The organism is Cyanobium sp. ATX 6F1, from assembly GCF_024346315.1.
In the GTDB taxonomy this organism is placed as follows: domain Bacteria; phylum Cyanobacteriota; class Cyanobacteriia; order PCC-6307; family Cyanobiaceae; genus ATX-6F1.
In genome coordinates this window covers 81,772-103,015 of sequence record NZ_JAGQCS010000002.1, presented here as the reverse complement: position 1 = coordinate 103,015, position 21,244 = coordinate 81,772, and the positions used below count along the sequence as shown (strand labels likewise).

The window sequence follows — 21,244 nt, the reverse complement described above, 5'->3', positions numbered from 1 at the left end:
GTCCCGCAGCCTCCCCATTCCACTGCCGCCCCAGCATCCCCCATGGCCCCCACCCCTAGGCCTTGGCGGTGGATTCCACCGCTGACCCTGCCGGGTGATTGGCAGATGGCCATCGACGACTGGTTGCTCGATGAGCTGGTGGCGGGCCGCAGTGGGCCCGTGCTGCGGCTCTACCGCTGGTCGCGCCCCACCCTGTCGCTGGGCTGGCACCAGCGCAGCCTGCAGCCCCACTGGGCTGATCTGCCGGCCGAGGCGGGCATCGAGCTTGTGCGGCGCCCCTCGGGCGGACGTGCCGTGCTCCATGCCGGCTGCCTCACCTATGCCCTGCTCTGGCCCGATCCTCCCGCGTCACGCCCGCTTGCCTACCGGCAGGCCTGCGCCTGGCTGCGCGAGGCCTTCGCCGTGCTTGGGCAACCCCTGCTCCTGGGTACGGCGGCCGCCAACGGCCAGCGCAGCAGCTGCTTTGCCACCAGCACGGCCGCCGACCTGGTGCATGCAGGCGGCGCCAAGCGCGTGGGCAGTGCCCAGCTCTGGCGACGGGGCCGCCTGCTGCAGCACGGCAGCCTGCTGCTGGATCCGCCCGAGACGCTCTGGCGGCAGGTGTTCGGCCAGCCGCCGCCGCTCCTTCCCCCGATGCCGTTGCCGGATCAGGAGCTCGAAACGTTGCTGCTCCGAACGGCGGTCACCCACCTGGTGGAAGGTGAGCTGATCAGTCGGCCCCTGGAGAGCCGTGAGCTGGCCCAGATCGAGGCCCGCCGGGAGCGCTACCGCTGGGGCGAAGCGGGGACCTGAGGGCCGGTGGTGGGCTCGGCGACGGTTTCGCCGCTGGCCAGCATCGAGCGGGCCACCTGTCCAAGGGCCAGGCCGAGGGGATAGCCCCCCTGGCGTTGGGCGGCCTCCACCAGCGCCTTCGGCAATTTCAAGCCCATGCGCGAAAGCACCGCTTCGGAGAGGTCGGAGCGCTCCAGGGTGCCGCTGGGGAGCCCAGCGGCGCTGAGCACCAGCAGCCGCCTGAGGTCGGGTTCATCCAGTTGCAGGGCGGCCTCCCACAGGGGCGCATCCTCGCGAATGCTGGAGAGGCTGCTGAGCGGCTTGAGATGGTCACCCAGGCGCTCCCCATCCCAGCGCTGCACCGGCAGGGCCTTGAGCGGCTCATCGTCGATCACCCCCTGCCAGCGGCCCCGATCACAGACCAGCAGCCAGTCGCCATTGCCGTCATCGTCGGCCATGCGCACGCGGCTGAGCTCCCGCAGGCTGGTGCTGGATTCCAACACCCGGAAGCGGCGCTTGGCCGCATCCCGCACTTTGAGGTCCCGCAGGGCCTTCTGAAGCGCCAGCACCTGAAGTTGATTGCGGGCGGCACCGAGGCCAAACCAACCCAGCAGGATCAGCCAGAGCCCGCCGATGCCCCCACCCCTCAGCACCAGCACCGTGCCGAATCCCACCGCCAGCAGGGAAAGGAAACGTCCGCAGCCGACCGCCACCTTCACGCCCTTGCGCTGGCTGCCGGTGGCCTGCCAGACCAGCGCCTTGACGATCAATCCGCCATCGAGAGGCAGACCGGGCAGCAGGTTGAACAGCCCCAGCACCAGATTCAGAACCCCCAGCTCAGCGGCCATGGCCCCCAGCAGGGGGGAAACATGGGCCAGCAGGTGGGTGGAGGCGATCAGCCCAGCCGCCAACAGCAGGCTGACAACGGGCCCGGCCACCGCCACCACCAAGGCCCCCCAGGGAGTGGTCGATTCCCGCTCGACGCTGGCCACGCCCCCCAGCAAAAACAGCGTGATGCTGCGCACCTTCACCCCCTGGGCCATCGCCACGAAGGAATGCCCCAGTTCATGCAGCAGCACCGAGACGAACAGCAGCAGCGCCGTCAGGAAGGCCAGCACCCAGAGGCTCCCGGCGCTGGCGGACCCGGCCAGCTCCTGGCCGTAGCGCTCCTGGAAGCCCAGGGTGGCCAGGGCCAGGATCACGAACCAGCTGGGATGGATGCGCAGGGGGATCCCCCGGATCGTCATCAGCTGCCAGCCCTCACCCACGCGATCTGCCTCGGCGATGCCCCGCTCGCGCAGGGCCCCATGGGACTGATCCTAGAAAGGTCCTGTGCCCCGATCGACCTCCCTTGCCGGCGCCTCGACTCAAGATTTGCGGCCTGCGGCGGCCCGAGCAGGCGGCGGCGGTGGCTCGGCTCGGGGTCGATGCGATCGGTGTGATCGGCGTCGCTGGCACCCCGCGCTTCCTGGAGGCGGCCCTGCGTCCCGCCCTGTATGCGGCGGTGGCGGCCGCCAACCCATCGGTGCTGCGCGTGCTGGTGGTGGCGGATCCAGATTCCGCCGCCCTCGATGAGCTGCGTCCAGGCCGTGGGCATCAGGCGCTGCAACTGCACGGCGAGGAAAGTCCGGCGTTCTGCGCCGAGCTGCGCGAGCGCCTCGGCTGCCCGATCTGGAAGGCCCTGCGGGTGCGCTCGGCGGCTGATCTGGATCGGGCCCTGGCCTACGAAGGCGCCGTGGAGGCGCTGGTGCTCGATGCCTGGGTGCCCGATCAACTGGGGGGCACGGGCCAGGCGATTCCGGTGGCCTGGCTGCGTGATTTCACCCCCCCCCTGCCCTGGTGGCTGGCGGGCGGAGTATCCCCGGAGCGCCTCCCTGGGCTGTTGCAACAGCTGCGGCCCGATGGCTTCGATGCCTCCAGCGCCGTGGAGCGCTCCCCCGGCGACAAGGACCTGGCCAGGGTGGAGGCCCTGCTGAGCGCCCTCAGGCAAGGGTCAGAACACGAGATGGGCGAAGATCGCCTCGGTTGATCCTCGATCGATGCGCCGTTTTCGCCCCTTGACTCCGCTGGCCCTCTCGGGCCTGGCTCTGCTGGCCTGCGCCGGTTGGCCGGCCAGGGCCCAGGACATGCTTCCCGGTTGTCAGCTGGTGGGGGGCACCCTGCAGTGCGTGCCGGGGCTGACGGCGGATCCCCAGCAGCAGATCAGCGTGCTGCGCCAGCAGATCGGCGCGGATCAGAAGCTGGAGGGGGCGATCCAGCAGACCGCTGACGGGCTCAATGGCGTGGTCTTGTCCGGTCAGGCGGTCGAAGGAGCTCTGATCTGGGCGAGCTTGCGGACCTCCTCCTTGGCGGGCCTGCCCTCCAGGGCCTACCACTGGTACCGGCTGGCCCCGGGCGATCGCCGCTGGAGCCTGATCCCTGGGGCCAACGGTCTCACCTACTCCCCTGGCTCTACTGATCTGGGCCGCCAGCTGGTGGTGGTGGTCGTGGTGCCGCAGGGCGGCGGGGTCAAGCGCGTGGCCTCGGCCCCGATCGGTCCGGTGCTCAAGGCCAACTGAGGCGATCGACGGGCGCCTTTTCCTGCGCCTCGATCAGATTCAGGTGGTCAGCAGCGCCTGCTGTTGGCGCACCAGTTCGAAGAACTCCTGCTTCAGGCTCGGGTCGTGGCGGAAATCGCCGCGCACCACTGAGTTGACCATGCTGGTCTGGGGTTCCTTCACCCCACGCCACTTCATGCAGTAGTGCTGCGCCTTCACCAGGATCGCGAGACCCTGGGGTTCGCAGAGGCGCTCAATCTCGTCGGCCAGGATCATCACCGCCTCCTCTTGAATGTGGGGTCGGGAGAACACCCAATCGGCCACCCGGGCAAATTTCGACAGACCGATCACCCGTTCACCGGGCTTGATCCCGATCCAGCAATTGCCCAGGATCGGCACGAGATGGTGGGAGCAGGCGGAGCGCACGCTGATCGGGCCGACGGTGTAGATCTCGTCGAGCTGCTTGACGTTGGGGAAGCTGGCAATCTTCGGTTGCTTCTGATAGCGGCCCTTGAACACCTCATGGAGGTACATGCGGGCCACACGCTCGGCTGTTTCCTCGGTGTTGTGATCGTTGTCAATGTCGATCACGAGGCTGCGCAGCAGTTCACGCACCTTGCCGGCCACCTCGATCTCCAGCTGGTCGAGTTCACCCTCCTGGAGGAAGTCCGCCAGGTTGTCGTTGGCCATGAAGGGGACGCCTGCCTCCTCCAGCCGCTCACGGATGCGCAGGCTGATTGGTCCGGGAACGGTTTGGGGGGTGCTGACCAGCTTGTGCGCAGCGGTCTTGAGCCCCCTGCTGGAGGGAAGAGTGGTTGTCATGGAGATCAAAAGGTTCCCGTGGCGGGCATGAGGGTGATGTCATCCACCACCTGAGATCGAGGCTGTTGGGCCAGAAACAACAGGGCTTCCGCCGCTTGATCTGGTGAAAGCATGGCACGGCGATCGAAGTCGGCGTGGACGGTTTCCGTCTCCCAAAGGGGTGTGTTGACCGCCCCAAGGGTGAGGGTGCTCACCCGAATGCCGTTGCTCCGCTCCTCCTCGGCCAGACAACGGCTGAACGATTCAAGGGCGGCTTTGCTGGCGCAGTAGGCACCCCATGTGGGGAACGCCTTTCGGGAAGCGTGGCTGTTCACGTTGATGATCAGCCCGCCTTCGGCGGAACGCAAGTGGGGGAGCACCGCCTGGGTGACCTGGAACACACTGGTGAGGTTGAGTTGAAACAGCCATTGCCAGTGACGCAACTCCATGGTTGCCAGCTCTCCGGTGTAGGCCCCGCCGGCGTTGTTGATCAGCACTGACGGGAGGAGCCCCCGTCCGAGCAGATCGTCGAGGGCGGGAACCACCGCCGCCGGATCGCTGAGATCCACCGTGACGGTTTCCACCCTCTGGCCCAGCGGGGCGAGATCCAGGGCCAGCGCCTCCAGGTCGGAAGCGGTGCGAGCCAGTAACAGGAGGTCGTGACCCGCCTGGGCGAATCGACGGGCCGCCGCCGCGCCGATGCCCCGAGAAGCGCCTGTGATCAGAACAGCTGTCAAGGCGAATGCAGTTCAAAGTGAACTCTAGGAATGCACAGGGGAATCTGTGGCGCCGAAATCGGTGGCTCCGTTGCCTGAGCTTCCCGGCCCGTTGTCTTCCGCCTAATCCGGTTCGGCTGGGCAGGACTCCGCCAGCGTCGATGGACCAACAGCTGATTCCCCACCGGCTGTGGCCGCCGATTCCAGGAACTGGCCCATGCGCCGGAACTTGGCGTACCGCTCCTCGAGAAGACGGCTCACGCTGCACCCCTTGAGCTCTTCCAGGTGCCGCAGCAGGGCCTCTCGCAGGGCGGCGGCGGCCTCCAGTGGAGCCCAATGGTTTCCCCCTGAAGGTTCGCGGATCACATCATCGATGACACCGAGCTGGAGCAGATCGCTGGCGGTGATCTTGAGGGCGGCGGCCGCCGCTGGAGCCTTGGCGGCATCGCGCCAGAGGATCGAGGCGCAGGCTTCCGGGCTGGCGACCATGTAGACGCTGTGCTCGAACATCAGCAGCCGGTCGGCGACGCCGATCCCCAGAGCACCGCCGGAGCCCCCCTCGCCGATCACCGTGGCGATGATCGGCACCCGCAGGCGGAACATCTCGCGCAGGTTCACGGCGATCGCCTCCCCCTGCCCCTGCTCCTCCGCCAGCACACCGGCGTAGGCCCCCGGGGTGTCGATGAAGCTGAGGATCGGCAGCCGGAAGCGGTCGGCGTGTTCCATCAGCCGCAGGGCCTTGCGGTAGCCCCCGGGGGAGGCCATGCCGAAGTTGCGGGCCATGTTTTCCTTGGTGTCGCGGCCCTTCTGGTGGCCGATCAGCAGCACCGACTGGTCGCCGATGCGCCCCACACCGCCGATCAGGGCCTGATCATCCGAGCCGCGCCGGTCGCCGTGGAGTTCGTACCACTCGTCGGTGATCAGTTGGATGTAATCGAGGGTGCTGGGCCGCTGGGGATGGCGGGCCACCTGGATCTTCTGGGCTGGGCTGAGCGCACTGAAGATGTCCTCGCGACGACGGGCCGCCAGGGTTTCCAGCTGAAGCAGCTGCTGGCTGACATCGACTTCTGAATCCTTGGCCAGCTGCCGGATCTGCTCGATCTGCTCCTCGAGTTCCACCAGGGGTTTTTCGAAGTCCAGCAGGGGGCGGCGGGCCATGGGTTACGGATGGATGAACGGCGCGATCAGGAGCGAGCAGACGGGGCTTGTCAAACGCTTGCCAGGGCGCCGAGCTGGGAGGGCGTCAGGCCCAGGGCCTGGAATCCGTGGCGCACGGAAGCCTCACCGATCTTCTCCATGTTGGTCAGGGTGATGTTGTTGCGCCCCCAGCTGAAGTTGGTGTGCAGGCCCTCGAAGTCCAGCAGCATCGCTTCGGCAAAACAGGCGAACAGCTGGCGTTGGGGTTTGTCCATATCGGCGACATCCATCATCTTCCAGCCGATGTCCTGCCAGAACTCGACGATCCCGCCCTTGAGCACGTGCACACCATTGCCGGCCACCTTGGTGTCGAGGTTCTTGGGATAGCCGCCGTCGATCATCAGGCAGGGCTTAGGAATCCGAGCGGCGTCGATCTCCAGGGTCTGGGGCAGGCTCGCCACCCACACCACCACATCCGCTTCCGCCAGGGCCGCCTCCAGCTCAAGAATGCGGGCCGACACCAGTTCGTCCGCCAGGTCGAGCAGGGGCTGGGCCTGGCGGGCCACCAGCAGCAGCTCAGCCACGCCTGTGCGGTGATGCAGCCAGCGGCAGACGGCGCTGCCGATGTCGCCTGTGGCGCCCACCACCGCCACCTTGGCCCGGTTCAGATCGATGCCCAACAAAGGGGCGTTGCATTCCACCTGACGGCAGATCACCCAGGCGGTGTGGGTGTTGCCGGTGGTGAAGCGCTCCCAATGCAGGGTGGTGGAGCGGATCTGCTGGAACTGCAGCAGCTTGAAGTTCTCAAAGATGATCGAGGTGAAGCCCCCCAGGGCGGTGATGTCGATGCCGCTCTTCTGGGCCAGTTCCATGGCGTTGAGCACCTTGCGGCGAGCCGTTTTGAAGCGGCTGAGCATCTCCGGCACGAAGCAGGAGTCGATGTAGGACCCTTTGATCGTGGCGCCCATGGCGCTGGTGACCTGAACCGTTTCCAGCAGCTGGGGTGGGGCACTGCACCACATGTCCAAATCGCCGTCGGCGTAGTCGTCGTAGCCGAGGGTGCGGGCCTTCAGCCGTGCTTCCTGGAAACTGCTGGAGTGACCGATCAGACCAAACATGCGCGGCGAGTGAACGGAAGCTGAATCTGGGTCCAGTGGAGCACGCGACGTTCCCGGCCCCCATCCGGGCACGACCGGTTGAAGGGGAGGCTCAGACCAGGGCCGCCGCAGCCATCCGGGCAATCTCCCGGGTGCTGAAGCCGATGTGGGTGAGGGCCTCTTGGTACGCGATCAGGAAATCCTCGATCAGGTCTTCCTTGTCCATCTGCAGCACAGCCGCGTCGGCGGCCACCCGATCGAGCATGGTTCGCACCAGGGGCAGGTTGGCCCGGTTGGCAAGCTCGAGCTCCTCGCGGCTGGCTTCGAAGTTGGCCTTCAGCCATTCCTGGCCGTAGTTGAGGTGGGTGTACTCGTCCTTGACGACCCCTTCGGTGATCTTGCGGGCGAAGGGATCGGCGACAGGAATGTAGATGTGATACGCCGCGATCGCGAAGGCTTCGATCAACAGGGCCTGGATCAGCAGGCAGGTCACCACCTTGCCGTCAGCCAGGGCGACCTGGAAGTTGCCGTGGAGCGGAGAGAAGAATTCCTTGGCGAAGTCCATGTCGGCTTCCACCTCAAGATTCTTGGCGCAGGCGGTGAAGCCCTTCATGTGCTTGAGCTCCATGCGGGCCAGCCGGCCCAGCTCTTCCGCCTGATCGGGGATCAAGGTGCCCAGGGAGATGTAATTGTCGTGGGCTTCCTGCTCCCCTTCGATCACGATCGCGTTGATGCGGCTGTAGGCATCCTTGTAGCCGGCGCTGCTGAAATCCGGGAGCTCGGCGCCGGAAACCGCGCCCGAAACGCCAAGGGAGGTGATGGAGCTGGCCGCGTCGGATTCGAGGGTCGGCATGGCGTCCATTCAGCGCTGATGAAGCCTTGACTGTAGCCATGGCCGCAGGCCAGCGGCTATGGGCGGCTTCCATGCCATGCCATGCCAGGGCACCGGGCACCCCTCAGCCTGGTTTCGGTCCCTTGACCGCGCGGGGTGGCCAGTCGCTGGTCAACAGGTTGGTCAGCAGCTCGCACCAGCCGTCGACCAGGGCTCGGTGCAGGGAGCCCCCGAGCTGATCCGAGGCATGGGCGGCATCGCCCACCACTCCGGAACGTGAGAGCTCGGCCGTGAGCCAGGCATCGGGCACCGCCCCCTCCAGGCTCCAGCCCGCCGGGGGAGGGAGGGCCAGCTGGCCATCCCGGGGACGCTCGGGCCCCACCAGCTCCGGGGCCAGATGCAGCATCAGGCTGGTTTCCGCCAGGCCCGCGTGCAGGCCCTCGCTGCGCTCGGGTTCCGGCAGCTGGGCGCTGATGCCCGGTGGGCCGCTCCAGAGGAAGCAGGGCAGCACCGCCAGCTCAGGGTGTTCCGCCCGCAGTTGGCGGGCCGCCGCCTGCAGCAGGCCGATCTGACCGCCATGGCCGTTGAACAGCACCACGCGCTCGAACCCCGTGCGCGCCAGGTCCGCGCCCACCGTCACCACCAGTTGGATCATCAGCTCCGCCCCCAGGCTCACGGTGCCGGGGAAGTCCCGGTGCTCGGGGGAGAACCCGAATGGACTCAGGGGCAGCTGCCAGATCGGCAGCTGGGGGTCCAGCCGCTCGAGCACGGCGCCGGCGATCCGCTCGGCGAAGACCGCGTCGGTGCCCAGGGGCAGGTGGGGTCCGTGCTGCTCGAAGGCGCCGAAGGGCCAGAGCACCGTGCTGCCGGGGCGGGCGGCGGCCGCCTGCACCTCGGGCCAGGCCATCTGGGCCAGGGAGCGTTTCATCCGAGGGGGCCTCTCTAGAGTGAAAGGCTGTCACCTTTTCCAGGCCATGGCCGGATCCGGCACCCCTCAGCCGCCTCAACCGGCCCGTTCCCCCCGGCCCGTGCCGCCGAACTCCGCCCGTCCCCCGGTGGAGGTGGCGGCGGCTCCCGCCCCCTCCCGTCAGCCCCTGCAGGTGCTGCACATCAGCAAGCGGGAGGAACAGCAGCAGCTCGAGCGTCAGGCCGCCGCCGCCAGGGCCGAGGCCGAGGCGGCCAGTCAGCGGGCGAACGAACTGGAGAACGCCGCCCGGGTCGCCCGCGGCGAAGCCCCCCTGCAGGCCCCACTCCCGCCGGCTCCACCCTCGCGGCTGGGGGCTTCAGGTGATGAGGCCCTGTTTGATCTGGGTTCCCTCGAGGGGCTGACCATGGCCGATCTGCTCGGCCCGGCCGACAGCGGGGCCAAGCGGCGCACCGCTGGGGCGCCCTCGGCGGCTCCCGCAGCGGCCAGCACATCCCGCACCGTCGATGAGTTCGACTTCGATGAGGAGGCCTTCCTGGCCGCCCTCGACGAGAACGAGCCCGTGGGGACCACCGGCGAAGTGGTTCGTGGGGTGGTGATCGGCCCCGAGAGCGACGGGGTCTATGTGGACATCGGCGGCAAGGCCCCCGCCTTCATGCCCAAGAGCGAATGCGGCCTCGGGGTGATCACCAACATCAAGGAGCGTTTCCCCAAGGGTTTGGCGATCGAGGTGCTTGTCACCCGTGAGCAGAACGCCGACGGCATGGTGACGATCAGCTGTCGGGCCCTGGCCCTGCGCCACAGCTGGGACAAGGTCAAGCAGCTGGAGAAGGATGGCAAGGTGGTGCAGGTGAAGATCACCGGCTTCAACCGTGGCGGTGTCACCGGCGATCTCGAGGGTCTACGGGCCTTCATCCCTCGCTCCCAGCTGCAGGAGGGCGAGAACCACGAAGCCCTGGTGGGCAGGACCCTCGGCCTGGCCTTCCTTGAGGTCAATGCTGACACCCGCAAACTGGTGCTCTCGGAGAAGCGGGCCGCCAGCGCCGCGCGCTTCTCCGATCTCGAGGTGGGTCAATTGGTGGAGGGCCAGGTGGTCTCGGTGAAGCCCTATGGCTTCTTCGTGGATCTGGGCGGTGTCAGTGGCCTGCTGCACCACTCCTGTGTCACGGGCGGAAGCATGCGGGAGCTGCGCGAGGTGTTCGACCAGGGCGATCGGGTCAAGGCACTGATCACCGAGCTGGATCCCGCCAGGGGTCGGATCGCCCTGAACACCGCCCTGCTCGAGGGCCAGCCCGGAGAACTGCTGATCGACAAGGAGAAAGTCATGGCGGAAGCCGTCGATCGGGCCAACCGCGCCCGCAGCGTGCTGCGCCAGCAGGAGCAGAACGCCGGATGATCACGGCCGTCCTCGCCGACTGGGAACTCGATTACTACTCCAGGCCGGTGCTCGAGCCGGATGGCAAGAAGCGCTGGGAGCTGTTGATCTGCTCAAGCCCCTCCCTGGAGGGAGCAGAGCCGTCCTTTCGCTGGTCCCTGACCTGCCCCGCCGGCAGTGTCAATTCCGCCTGGCTCAAGAGAGCCCTGGACCAGGCCCTGGCCGAGGCGAGCCACCAGGGTTTCGGCCCGCCCCGCCGGCTGCGCTGTTGGCGGGGGTCGATGCGCACCATGGTGCAGCGGGCCGCAGAACAACTGGGCCTCGATGTGGTGCCGTCCCGTCGTTGCTATGCCCTGGTGGAGTGGCTTCAGGAACGTCAGCGCTCGGTCTACCCCCAGGAGCCTGGCTACATGGCCGGTCCCCTGGCGCCCCCCCCCGCAGCGATTCAGCCCCTGGCGCTGCCCCTGCCGGAGGAGGTGCGCGGGGACAGCTGGGAATGGGCCACGATTCCCCTGGCGGATCTGCGCGAAGCGTCCCAGTGGCCGATCGGCTTCTCCGGCCTGGTGGCGCTGCCGAAGGACCTCGACGGCGATGTGCCGGTGCCGGGGTTGCGCCTGTTCAGCCGCGGCCGGGCGTTGGCCATCGCCGGTTGGCTGGCGGGTCTGGAGCCCGTGAGGCTGGAGATCGCCGGCCAGCAACTGGTGTTGGAGGCGGGAATCGAAGCGCGCTGGTTGCTGGCCAACCTGGCGCCCGATGAAGCGGCGGCGGCGGCGGCGGCCTTTCGCTCCGCCCGCGAGCAGGCTGGCGGGGTCCAGTTCATCGGCGTTCAGGCGAGCGAGAGCGATGCGCGCTTGGAGGGGTTCTGGCTGCTGCGGGATCTCCCCGACCCCTGAGCTCAGCCATGGCTGAAGCCGTCGACGCCCCCTTCGATCGCCCCGATGTGGGCTTCAACGCCCTGGAGGGCTGGAGCTGGATCGGCTGCTACGGCGGGTATTACCTCCAGTGCGATCTGCTCGGCGGCTTCGAGCACGGCTTCTTCACCCGTCAGTGGCAGGGCCGGGGGCCCGAGGTGCTCGCCGGTGTGATCAGTGCGGGCGTGAGTGTGCACCGGCCCAGTCAGATCCACGGCGCCGTGGTGCTGCCGGCTTCCGGGGCCACGGCCGCCCCATGGCCCGAGGCGGATGGGTTGGTGAGCGACCAGGGCGCCCAGAGTCTCTGGGTCTGCGGCGCCGACTGCCCGCCGGTGTTGATCGCCGATCGCTCCAGCGGCCGGGTGGCCGCCTGCCACGCCGGCTGGCGGGGGGTGGCGGGCAGGATCCTGCCGGAGGCGATTCGGCAGCTGGAGGCGGCCGGGAGCCTGCGGGGGGATCTGTTGGTGGCCCTCGGGCCCGCCATCAGTGGTCCCAATTACCAGGTGGAGCGATCCGTGTCCGAGCAGGTGGCCCTCGCCCTGGGCGGGGATGCGTTGGACCTGAAGCTGGCGGCCCTCGAAGCGGTGTCTGCGATCAGCCCCGACGGGGAACCGGGGCGCGATCGTCTGGATCTGCGCCGGGCGATCCGGTTGCAACTGGAGCAGGAGGGGATCGCCCCTGGGCAGATCAGTTCCTGCCCGCTGTGCACACTGGCCGAGCCCCTGCTGTTCCATTCCTGGCGGCGCGATCAGGTCAAGGCCGTGCAGTGGAGTGGCATCGTCGCCCAGGCTTAGATCGTGATCGTCATGGCGATTCCATGGCTGTCTACGGGAAGCTTTTGGTGCAGCGAGCGCTCAACTCCATTGCCTCAGGAGTGAGCTGTTGGGGCTATTCAGGGCGCCGCTGGGGTGGGAAGATGGTGCTGTATCCACATAGGCGATCATGCTCACAGGTGCCGATCTTCTTACGAAGGTCAAGGAGTTGGGAGATGCCGGTAAGTCGGAGATCGTGCGGGCCTGCGGCTACGTCTCCAGCAAGAAGGATGGCAGCGAGCGTCTGAATTTCACGGCTTTCTACGAAGCCCTGTTGGCGGCCAAAGGTGTCGATTTTTCCACTGGTTCCAAGAGTTCCAAGGGTGGTCGCAAGTTGAGCTACACCACCAAGGTGCAATTCAACGGAAACCTGATGGTTGGCAAGGCCTACACCTCGATTCTCGATCTCTCCCCCGGTGATGAGTTCGAGATCAAGCTGGGCCGCAAGCAGATCCGGCTGGTCCCCCTGGGAAGTGACGACGACGAAGAGTGAGCGCCACCGCTTCAGCCACTTCGATCCCATCCATCGCCGCCGAGAGAATCCCACCGGCATAGCCGGCCCCTTCCCCCGCCGGATAAAGCCCGGCGGTGTTGGTGCTCTCAAAGGTCTCGCCGCGGGGCAGCCTCACCGGTGAGGAGGTGCGGGTCTCCACGCCCGTGAGCACGGCATCGGCCATGGCGAATCCGGGAAGGCGTCGCTCGAAGGCAGGCAAAGCCTCCCGGATCGCCGCGATCACCTCGCCAGGAAGGCTTTCGCCCAGATCCGTGAACCGAACTCCCGGGGCGTAGGAGGGCTGCACCGCTCCCGCTTCCGCCGAGGGCTGGCCTCTGAGGAAATCACCGAGTCGCTGGCCCGGCGCTTGGTAATTGCCCCCACCGAGGGCAAAGGCTTTGGCTTCCCAGTGGCGTTGAAACGCCACCCCCGCCAGGGGGTCCCCCGGACCGTTGCCGAAGGGGGCCACATCGTCTGGGGTGATGCCCACCACGATGGCGCTGTTGGCGTTGCGCTCGTTGCGGGAGTGCTGGCTCATCCCGTTGGTCACCACACCGCCCAGTTCGGAGGCGGCGCCCACCACCAGCCCCCCTGGACACATGCAGAAGCTGTAGGCCGTGCGGCCGTTGCTGGCGTGGTGGACCAGCTTGTACTCCGCCGCGCCGAGCAGGGGATGGCCGGCGCATGCCCCCCAGCGGGCCTGGTCGATCAGGGCCTGGGGATGCTCGAGGCGCAGCCCCACCGCGAACGGTTTGGGCTCCAGGGCCACCCCTTGCTCAAGGAGAGTTGCGAAGGTGTCGCGGGCGCTGTGGCCGATCGCCAGCACCACCTGTTCAGCCGCCAGTTCGCTGCCATCGCTGAGCCTCACCCCCACCACCCGGCGCCCCTCCCCGTCGGCTTCGATCAGCAGCCGCTCCACCCGGCTCAGGAAGCGCACTTCGCCCCCCAGGGCCTCGATGCGTGAGCGCAGACCCCGCACCACCGTGGCCAACTTGAAGGTGCCGATGTGGGGCCGGTGAAGGGTGAGGATTTCCGGATGGGCCCCGCAGGCCACCAGCTCCTCGAGCACCTTGCGGCCGATGTGACGGGGGTCGCTCACCTGGCTGTAGAGCTTGCCGTCGGAGAAGGTGCCGGCCCCCCCTTCGCCGAACTGGGCATTGGAGTCAGGGTCGAAGGCGCGGGTCCCACGCCAGAAGCCGAAGGTGTCGGCGGTGCGATCCTTCACCGCTTTTCCCCGTTCCAGCAGCAGTGGCCGAAAGCCCATCTGGGCCAGCAGCAAGGCGGCGAAGTAGCCGCAGGGCCCTGCTCCCACCACGATCGGCCGTGGTTCCCCGCCGGTGCCCCAGGGCTCCGGCGCCCTGGTCACGGTCTGGTAGCGCATGTCGGGACTGGGCTGGACCTGGGGGTCGCCGCTGAAGCGGCGCAGCAGCGCTGCCTCGCCCTTCACCTCGAGATCGAGGCCGTAGCTCAACTGGATGGCCTGACGCTTGCGGGCATCGATGCTGCGCTTGACCACCCGGTGGCTGAGCAGATCGGTGGCGGGGATGCGCAGACGCCGCAGCACTGCCGCCACAAGGGCGTCGTCATCGTGGTCGAGGGGCAGCTTCAGCGCGTTCAGCCGCAGCACTGGGGCCCCTCAGGCGCAAGGCCACATTCCAGCATCCAACGGAACACCGGCGGCGGCTCGTGATCGGTGCCACCCTTGGGCGGAAACCACGGCCACCCATGTCGCTGACCCACTGCCCGCTCTGCATCGCCCTGGCGGTGCTCAGCGTCCTGCGTTCGGCGACCCACCTGGTGCTCCTGTGGCAGCGGTACCGCCCAGCTCCCCCTCGATCGCCGCAACCGAGAGGCGCGTGGCCAGCAGCACATCCGGGTTGAGGCTGATCGAGTCGATGCCCTCCTCGATCAGGAAGCGGGCGAACTCCGGGTAATCGCTCGGGGCCTGGCCGCAGATGCCGATCTTGCGGCCGTTGCGCTTTGCCCCGCGGATCGCCAGGCGGATCAGTTCAGTGACGGCCGGGTGGCGTTCATCAAACAGGTCCGCCACCAGGGCCGAATCCCGATCCAGTCCGAGGGTGAGCTGGGTGAGGTCGTTGGAGCCGATCGAGAAGCCATCGAAGCGTTGGGCGAAGGCATCGATCGCTATCACGTTGCTGGGCAGCTCGCACATCACATACACCTGCAGGCCGGCGCGGCCCCGCTCCAGCCCGTGGCGGGCCATTTCCGCCAGCACCCGATCGGCCTCCTCGGGGGTGCGGCAGAAGGGCACCATCGGGATCACCTGATCGAGGCCCATGGCTTCGCGAACGCTGCGCAGGGCCTGGCATTCCAGGGCGAAGGCTTCCTTGAACCCGGGGGAGCCGTAGCGAGAGGCCCCCCGCCAGCCGAGCATCGGGTTCTCCTCCACCGGTTCGAACCAGCGACCGCCGAGCAGGTTGGCGTATTCGTTGCTCTTGAAATCAGAGAAGCGCAGGATCACCGGCCGTGGGTGGAAGGCCGCGGCGATGCGGGCCATGCCCTGGCAGAGCAGATCGACGTAGTAGTCGGCGGGGTGCTCGTAACCCCTCGTCAGCTCGGCGATCGCCTGCCGTTCGCCTGGATCCTCCACCTGCTCCGGGGCCAGCAGCGCCATGGGATGGACGCGGATGTGGTTGGCGATGATGAATTCCAGCCGTGCCAGGCCCACGCCATCGCAGGGGATGGCCGCCAGCTTCAGGGCCTCCTCCGGGTTGCCCACGTTCATCAGGATCTGGGTGCGGGTCGGCGGCAGATCACCGAGAACCGTTTCCTCCACACGAAAGTCGAGGGCCCCCCGGTAGATCTGACCCTCGTCGCCCTCGCAACAGCTGGCCGTGATCGTTTCCCCATCGGTGATGGCCGTGGTGCCGTCTCCCGTGCCGACGATGGCGGTGAGGCCCATCTCCCTGGCGATGATCGCGGCGTGGCAGGTGCGGCCGCCCTGGTCGGTGATCACGCCGCTGGCCCGCTTCAGGATCGGCTCCCAGTCGGGGTCGGTGCGGGCGGTGACGAGCAGGTCGCCGGTTTCGAAGCGATCGATCTGGCTGGGGTTCGCCAGCACCTTGGCGCGGCCGCTGCTCACCGAGGCGCCGATGGCGCGTCCGTGGCTGAGGCACTCGGCGTGGTGGGGCTCCAGGTGCCAGCGGCGCAACACGGCCCCTGACCGCCGCGATTCCACCGTTTCCGGCCGGGCCTGGAGGATGAACAGCTCGCCCGTGAGGCCGTCCTTGCCCCACTCGATGTCCATCGGCGTGGGGGTGCCCCGCTGACTGGAGTAATGGGCCTCGATGCGGCAGGCCCAGGTGGCCAGGGTGAGGGCCTCGTCGTCGCTGAGGGCGAAGCGCCGGCGCTCCTCCTCCGGCACCGGCACATTGCAGGTGGTGGCCTCCTCCAGGGCCGAACAGGCCCCATAGACCATGCGGATCGCCTTGCTGCCCAGTCGCCGGCTCAGGATCGGCCGGTGCCCCGTGAGCAGGGTGGGCTTGAAGATCAGCCATTCATCGGGGTTCACCGCCCCCTGCACCACGTTTTCCCCGAGGCCGTAGGCGGCGGTGAGCAGCACGGCGTCCCGGAAGCCGGTTTCGGTGTCGAGGGTGAAGAGCACGCCGGAGCTGGCCAGGTCGGAGCGCACCATGCGCTGGATGCCGATCGAGAGGGCCACCTCGTCGTGCCGGTAGCCGTGGAGCTGCCGGTAGGAGATGGCCCGGTCGGTGAACAGGGAGGCCAGGCAGTGATGGCAGGCCTCCAGCAGGGCCTCCTCGCCCTGGATGTTCAGGTAGGTCTCCTGCTGTCCCGCAAAGCTCGCGTCCGGCAGGTCTTCGGCCGTGGCGCTGGAGCGCACCGCCACGGTTGGGGGTTCAAGGCTGTTTCCAGATCGCTCGCCGCTTGCCGCCAGCCGCCCGTAGCCGGCTCGGATCGCCGCCGTCAACTCGACGGGCAGGGGCGCTTCGAGGATCAACCGCCGGGCCGCCAGGCCCGCCGCCTGCAGGGCCCCCAGATCACCGGTGTCGAGGCCCCCCAGCACGGTTTCCAGCCGTTCCGCCAGACCACTGCGTTGGAGGAAGAGGCGGTAGGCCGCGGCGGTGGTGGCGAAACCGCCGGGGACCTTCACCCCCTGGGGGCCCAGCCGTTGGATCAGTTCACCCAGGGAGGCGTTCTTGCCTCCCACCTGGGCGATGTCCGCCAAGCCCACCTGCTCGAACGGCACCACCAGGGACTCAGGGGCATCGACAGCCGAGGGGATCGCCATGGCGCTTCAGGGTTGGGGGGGACGGTCGCTCAGCGGCAGCTCGGCGTTGGGGGAAACGGCGGGGGCCAGATCCAGCTTGCTCGCCGCACCGCTGAGCGACAGCTTCTTGCCCTCCCGTCGTAACGCCAGGGCGGCGCAGAGATCCTGGGCCTTCAGGCGAGAGTCCAACCAGAGCAGGTCCCAGCCCTGCTGGCCCGACGCCGTCGGCGGCACCGCGGCCACGGCCGACAACTGGCCGGCGTCGTAGCCAGCGGCCTCCACCAACCCCGGGCCGTAGCCCCAGCGCCGGCGAAACGCCTCGGTAAATCGCCCCCAGCCCGGTCCCTGGCTGCTGGTGTCGATGCCCAGCTGGGCCACGGCCAGGCTGCGCTCGATCGGGAAGGGCCACACCAACGCCAGACCCTTGGGCCAGGGGGCGGTGGTCGCCGCCCGGGCCAGGGGGCTGCCGGGGCGCGTGATCACCACCAGAGCCTGGGGGCCGTACCAGCCCACATCATCGAGCAGCTGGTTCCAGGCCTTGGCCTCGGTGGGATCTACCTGGATCGGAGGCTGCTCCGCACCGATCGCGCTCCCTCCCGCCTGCTGAAGGGCTCCCAGGTAGCGCTCAGCCAGCTGACGGGCTTCGGCAGAGCGATCGCGGATCACCATCACCCTCCGCCAGCCGCGCTCCATCGTGCCGCGGGCCAGTTGGTCGGCGGCCAGGCCGCGCGCCGGCGTGAGTGGCCAGAGCCGGTCCGCCCCCGGCAGTTCCGCCAGGTGCCGCAGCGACAGACCCCGTTGCAGCGGCAACAGCACCGTGACGCCAAGTCGCTCCGCCAGTGGGCCGTAGGCGGCCAGGGGGGCGGCTGGCGGGGCGATCAGCAGCGAGAGGCGCGGGCTGGCCTCCAGCGCCGCAACTGGATCGGCCCCTGGGGGCACCCAGCCCAGGCCCAGTTCAGGCGCCAACTGGCCGCAGACTCGGCTTTGCTCTGCCGCCAGCCGGTAGCCCCGCCTCAGGCCATCCCCCAGCCCCGCCAACGGGCCCTCCGAAGGCAGCAGCATCACCACGGGCCGGGGCATGGGGGTGCTGCCGGCCAGGGCCTGCACCCCCAGAACCGCCGCGATGACCCCCAGGGCCACCAGCGCACGCATGCCAGTGGTCATGCCCCGCACCGTCCAGCCTGTGAAGGTTAGGTCCCACCCCATGCCTAGGCTTCGGGTCTTCTTCTGACACAGCTATGCGGGCCGGCTCTCCCCTCTCAAACCCTGGCTTGCGGGCCCGACTGGGCCGCCTGGGTGCCGCCGTGGCCCTGGGCTCCCAGCTCAGCTTGGTTGTTGGGGGCGTGTTGCTGTCGCCCGCCCCTGCCCAGGCGATCGCCGAGTCCGTAGCGGCCAAGAAGCTGGCGGTGATTCCCGTCTTCGTGCTCACCGACGACAAGGGAACTCCCTTACCCATTCCCCGTGACAAGGACCTGATCCTTCCCCTCTACCTCGATCGCGCCAAGGCCGAGGCTGAACTGGCAGCCTTCAGGAAGACCAACCCGTCGGTCAAGGTCAAGCTTCTGCCGATTCCACTCAACGTCGCCAACGACAAGATTCTTGAGCTCAACAAGCAGCTCAAGACCAAGAAACTGTTCGGTGCTGTGATCCCCCGTCCCCAGGATCGCGTTCAGGCCGTGAAGCTGCTCAAGGAGCAGGGGCTCAACGACAAGGCCATCAATGACGGTCTGAGCGTGCCGGTGTTCTTCACCAAGCCGTTCCTGACGCTCAACACCCCCCAGGGGCCACGGGGGGTCTTTTTCTTCTCCTACGACGCCCTTGAAAGCGCCCTGGCCAAGGTGCCCGATCGCCAGAAGCTCAAGCCCCAGGCGGCCGATCTGTCCGCGGTGCTTCGCGAGATCATCAAACAGAAGGACGACCTCTACGTCTTCTTCCCCACCCCCGACTACTTCAAGCTGGTGCAGGAGCAGGGCGGCTCTGGAGCGGCTCCCAAGCCTGCGGCGCCCAAGTAAGAGCCAGCAGAAGCCAGCGGGAAAAAGCTCGTTGGCGCCGGGGCGCTCAGGGGGACTCCGGCAGGAGCTGAATCAGCAACCCGGCGCCCATCAGCACCCCACCGATCACCAGGGCCACGGGCCGGTTGGCGGCCGCCTCCCCCTGAAGCCAAAGGCCCGCCGAGAGAAATGCACCCCCCAGCAGCAGGCTGGGGACCAGGACGATGCCCTTGGCGGTGCGGTTCAGACTCATCCGCCCTTGCAGGCGCTCGGCCGTTGGTCACCCCCCAGGGGAGCCGCCAGGCCGGCCGCCACCAGGGAGCGGCCCAGATCCTCACCGCTGGGCAGGATTTTCACCTGGGCGAGCAGGTCACCACCGCTGGATCCCACGGGCCTGAGATTGATTCGGCTGTGGCGGGGCAAGCGCTGACGCACCAGATCGAGGGCCGCCGCCTCCTGGGGCGGGCTGACCTGGACGCAGGCCAGGCGGACGCCGTAGATCCGGTTTTGGTCCCCCACCTGCAGCTGCGTGGAACCCTGCACGGACAGCACTTCAGCGGCCCTGGCGGCGCCGGGCCAGAGCAACAGGAGGGCGCTGATCAAGGCGGCCAGGATGGGGCGCAGCAGGTTCAGAGCTTGGCCCCGCAACTGGGGCAGAACAGATGGGCGCTCTCGGTGCTGCTGCCGCAGCTGCCGCACTGACGGGTGGTGTCGATCGCGAGTTCGGGATGGCTGGGCAGACCCACCATCTGGGCATTGCTGGCCCCAGGGGGGACCATCGGGTAGCAGTTCTCGTTGCGGCGAACTTGCACATCGATGAACACCGGTCCGGGGTGGGCCAGGGCCTCGGCCAGGTCGGCGTGAAGACGCCCCCGCTCCGTGATCGCCATGCCCCGCACCCCGAAGGCTTCCGCCAGGGCCGCGAAATCGGGCATGCCGCCGGTCATTTCGGAGTTGGAGTAGCGCTCCCCGTAGAAGCTCTCCTGCCACTGGCGCACCATGCCCTGCCAGCCGTTGTTGATGACCACCACCTTGACGGGCAGCCCGTACTGGTTGAGGGTGCCCAGCTCCTGGATGTTCATCAGGATGCTGGCGTCACCGGCCACGCAGACCACCTGGGCCTCCGGGTAGGCCACCTGGACGCCCATGGCGGCGGGCAGCCCGAAGCCCATGGTTCCCAGGCCGCTGCTGCTGATCCAGTGGCGGGGAGCGTTATGCAGGAACTGGGCGGCCCACATCTGGTGTTGGCCCACGTCGGTGGTGACGAAGGCGTGGGGGGCCAGCTCCTGGAGAGCCACCATCACCTCCTGGGGGGCGATCATCCCCTCGGGGGCGGGCACCACAAGGGGGTAGTGCTGCTTCCAGCTGTCGATGCGCTCCAGCCAGGCCTCGGTGCGGTTGCTGGCGGGCTCCCCTTCGGAGGCCGCCAGCAGGGCTTCGAGGGCCGCGCGCACGTCGGCGACGATCGGCACCTCCGGAACCCGCACCTTGCCCACCTCGGCGGCATCGATGTCGATGTGGATCACCTGGGCCCGGGGGGCAAAGCTGTCGACCCGGCCTGTGACCCGGTCATCGAAGCGGGCCCCGGCGGCGATCAGCAGATCACATTCGGTGACGGCGAAATTGGCATAGGCGGTGCCGTGCATGCCCAGCATGCCGACCGCCAGATCCGCCTGTTCGTCGAAGGCTCCCTTGCCCATCAACGTGGTCGTGACCGGCAGCCGGAAGCGCTCGGCGAGGGTCTTGACGGCCGCGTGGGCGCCGGAGCTGATCGCCCCACCACCGACGTAGAGCAGCGGCCGTCGGGCCTGGCGAATCAGCTCCAGGGCCTTGGCGATCGCGGCGCCCTTCGGGGCTGCGGGCAACGTGTAGCCGGCGGGCCTGGCGCTGCCGGGCTCCACCGGCACGTAATCGAATTCTTCGAGGCCCACATCCTTGGGCACGTCGATCAGCACCGGGCCCGGCCGGCCGGTGGAGGCGATCAGGAAGGCCTCGGCCACGATCCGACCGATTTCAGCGGGGTCGCGCACCACCCAGGAGTGCTTCACGATCGGCAGGGTGATCCCGAAGATGTCGGTTTCCTGGAACGCGTCGGTGCCGATCGCGGCGCGGCTCACCTGACCGGTGATCACCACCAGCGGCACCGAATCCATCTGGGCGGTGGCGATGCCGGTCACCAGGTTGGTGGCACCGGGGCCGGAGGTGCCGAAGCAGACCCCCACCTGGCCGGTGGCCCTGGCGTAGGCGTCGGCGGCGTGGGCGCCGCCCTGCTCGTGGCGCACCAGGATGTGGTTGAACCAGCCCCGGCTTTCAGCCTTGTGCAGCTCGTCGTAGATGGGCAGGATCGCCCCGCCGGGGTAGCCGAAGATGTGCTTCACCCCATGGCGGTGCAGCGCATCCATCAGGGCATAGGCCCCACTGACACGGCCAGGAACGCTGAGAGCGGCGGCGGCGGCTTCCACCGCAGGGGAGACGGACGTGAGGGTCACGGCTGCGGCAGAACCCAGTCGGTGAGATCGACCCAGACTAAGGCTCGGTCAAGGCGCTGGTGGATGGGGGCTGCGGATCGTTCGTCCGCCAAGCGGTTCACCGGGACC

The 21,244-nt window shown here is 68.2% G+C and carries 21 protein-coding genes; 8 read left to right on the top strand and 13 right to left on the bottom strand.

The window, feature by feature from the left end:
- The first annotated feature begins 105 nt into the window (after positions 1–105).
- Complete coding sequence (locus KBZ13_RS03230; protein WP_255006182.1) at positions 106–792, top strand: lipoyl protein ligase domain-containing protein; 687 nt, start codon at positions 106–108, stop codon at positions 790–792.
- Here the strand turns inward: KBZ13_RS03230 and KBZ13_RS03225 are convergent.
- The gene (locus tag KBZ13_RS03225; RefSeq protein ID WP_255006180.1) at positions 765–2,039 is read right to left on the bottom strand and encodes a site-2 protease family protein; all 1,275 of its coding nucleotides are present in this window, start codon (positions 2,037–2,039) and stop codon (positions 765–767) included. The genes KBZ13_RS03230 and KBZ13_RS03225 overlap by 28 nt on opposite strands.
- 83 nt (positions 2,040–2,122) lie before the next feature.
- On the opposite strand from KBZ13_RS03225, the gene KBZ13_RS03220 reads away from it, so the two are divergent.
- Positions 2,123–2,800 carry a phosphoribosylanthranilate isomerase gene (locus KBZ13_RS03220; RefSeq protein ID WP_255006179.1) on the top strand — a complete coding sequence of 226 codons (678 nt, stop codon included), beginning with the start codon at positions 2,123–2,125 and terminating at the stop codon, positions 2,798–2,800.
- 10 nt (positions 2,801–2,810) lie between these two features.
- Positions 2,811–3,329: a hypothetical protein gene (locus KBZ13_RS03215; RefSeq protein ID WP_255006177.1), complete on the top strand. Its 519-nt coding sequence runs from the start codon at positions 2,811–2,813 to the stop codon at positions 3,327–3,329.
- Positions 3,330–3,368: 39 nt separating this feature from the next.
- Here the strand turns inward: KBZ13_RS03215 and folE are convergent, their stop codons facing one another.
- The 6 genes from folE to KBZ13_RS03185 all read right to left on the bottom strand — a co-directional run bounded on the left by folE (position 3,369) and on the right by KBZ13_RS03185 (position 8,819).
- Positions 3,369–4,130, bottom strand: coding sequence for a GTP cyclohydrolase I (folE, locus tag KBZ13_RS03210; RefSeq protein WP_255006176.1), 762 nt, complete (start codon positions 4,128–4,130; stop codon positions 3,369–3,371).
- Positions 4,131–4,135: 5 nt separating this feature from the next.
- Positions 4,136–4,846, bottom strand: coding sequence for an SDR family oxidoreductase (locus KBZ13_RS03205; protein ID WP_255006175.1), 711 nt, complete (start codon positions 4,844–4,846; stop codon positions 4,136–4,138).
- Positions 4,847–4,948: 102 nt separating this feature from the next.
- Complete coding sequence (locus tag KBZ13_RS03200) at positions 4,949–5,983, bottom strand: acetyl-CoA carboxylase carboxyltransferase subunit alpha (RefSeq protein WP_255006173.1); 1,035 nt, start codon at positions 5,981–5,983, stop codon at positions 4,949–4,951.
- 50 nt (positions 5,984–6,033) lie between these two features.
- A complete protein-coding gene (locus KBZ13_RS03195) occupies positions 6,034–7,080 on the bottom strand; it encodes a long-chain acyl-[acyl-carrier-protein] reductase (RefSeq protein WP_255006172.1) in 1,047 nt (348 codons plus the stop codon).
- Between the two features lie 91 nt (positions 7,081–7,171).
- The gene (locus KBZ13_RS03190) at positions 7,172–7,912 is read right to left on the bottom strand and encodes an aldehyde oxygenase (deformylating) (protein ID WP_255006168.1); all 741 of its coding nucleotides are present in this window, start codon (positions 7,910–7,912) and stop codon (positions 7,172–7,174) included.
- Between the two features lie 103 nt (positions 7,913–8,015).
- Positions 8,016–8,819, bottom strand: coding sequence for a creatininase family protein (locus KBZ13_RS03185; RefSeq protein WP_255006153.1), 804 nt, complete (start codon positions 8,817–8,819; stop codon positions 8,016–8,018).
- 46 nt (positions 8,820–8,865) lie between these two features.
- Between KBZ13_RS03185 and KBZ13_RS03180 the strand changes: the two genes are divergently transcribed.
- From KBZ13_RS03180 to KBZ13_RS03165, 4 genes are all read left to right on the top strand, one after another.
- Positions 8,866–10,212 (top strand): S1 RNA-binding domain-containing protein, encoded by a 1,347-nt coding sequence (locus KBZ13_RS03180; protein ID WP_255006151.1) that lies wholly within the window; start codon positions 8,866–8,868, stop codon positions 10,210–10,212.
- Entirely contained in the window at positions 10,209–11,084 is an 876-nt protein-coding gene (locus KBZ13_RS03175) for a Tab2/Atab2 family RNA-binding protein (protein WP_255006146.1), read from the top strand. Before KBZ13_RS03180 ends, KBZ13_RS03175 begins: the two co-directional genes overlap by 4 nt.
- 8 nt (positions 11,085–11,092) lie before the next feature.
- Complete coding sequence (gene pgeF / locus KBZ13_RS03170; protein ID WP_255006145.1) at positions 11,093–11,896, top strand: peptidoglycan editing factor PgeF; 804 nt, start codon at positions 11,093–11,095, stop codon at positions 11,894–11,896.
- A gap of 148 nt (positions 11,897–12,044) precedes the next feature.
- Entirely contained in the window at positions 12,045–12,407 is a 363-nt protein-coding gene (locus KBZ13_RS03165) for an AbrB family transcriptional regulator (protein ID WP_255006138.1), read from the top strand.
- Here the strand turns inward: KBZ13_RS03165 and KBZ13_RS03160 are convergent.
- The 3 genes from KBZ13_RS03160 to KBZ13_RS03150 form a co-directional block, all read right to left on the bottom strand.
- Positions 12,346–14,034, bottom strand: coding sequence for an NAD(P)/FAD-dependent oxidoreductase (locus tag KBZ13_RS03160; RefSeq protein WP_255006137.1), 1,689 nt, complete (start codon positions 14,032–14,034; stop codon positions 12,346–12,348). The two genes, KBZ13_RS03165 and KBZ13_RS03160, sit on opposite strands and share 62 nt — an antisense overlap.
- Before the next feature lie 141 nt (positions 14,035–14,175).
- On the bottom strand, positions 14,176–16,677 hold the full coding sequence (gene ppsA / locus KBZ13_RS03155; RefSeq protein WP_255006131.1) for a phosphoenolpyruvate synthase: 2,502 nt from the start codon (positions 16,675–16,677) through the stop codon (positions 14,176–14,178).
- Between the two features lie 6 nt (positions 16,678–16,683).
- Positions 16,684–17,820: an ABC transporter substrate-binding protein gene (locus tag KBZ13_RS03150; RefSeq protein ID WP_255006130.1), complete on the bottom strand. Its 1,137-nt coding sequence runs from the start codon at positions 17,818–17,820 to the stop codon at positions 16,684–16,686.
- A 107-nt stretch (positions 17,821–17,927) separates the two neighbouring features.
- Between KBZ13_RS03150 and KBZ13_RS03145 the strand changes: the two genes are divergently transcribed.
- Complete coding sequence (locus KBZ13_RS03145; RefSeq protein ID WP_255006128.1) at positions 17,928–18,668, top strand: hypothetical protein; 741 nt, start codon at positions 17,928–17,930, stop codon at positions 18,666–18,668.
- Positions 18,669–18,714: 46 nt separating this feature from the next.
- On the opposite strand, the gene KBZ13_RS03140 is transcribed toward KBZ13_RS03145, so the two are convergent.
- The 3 genes from KBZ13_RS03140 to ilvB are packed head-to-tail and all read right to left on the bottom strand — an operon-like array spanning position 18,715 to position 21,136.
- On the bottom strand, positions 18,715–18,900 hold the full coding sequence (locus KBZ13_RS03140) for a GIVxVP protein (protein WP_255006125.1): 186 nt from the start codon (positions 18,898–18,900) through the stop codon (positions 18,715–18,717).
- Positions 18,897–19,250 (bottom strand): hypothetical protein, encoded by a 354-nt coding sequence (locus tag KBZ13_RS03135; protein WP_255006124.1) that lies wholly within the window; start codon positions 19,248–19,250, stop codon positions 18,897–18,899. The genes KBZ13_RS03140 and KBZ13_RS03135 overlap by 4 nt, the downstream gene beginning before the upstream one ends.
- 26 nt (positions 19,251–19,276) lie before the next feature.
- Positions 19,277–21,136 (bottom strand): biosynthetic-type acetolactate synthase large subunit, encoded by a 1,860-nt coding sequence (gene ilvB / locus KBZ13_RS03130; RefSeq protein ID WP_409995601.1) that lies wholly within the window; start codon positions 21,134–21,136, stop codon positions 19,277–19,279.
- Positions 21,137–21,244: the final 108 nt, after the last annotated feature.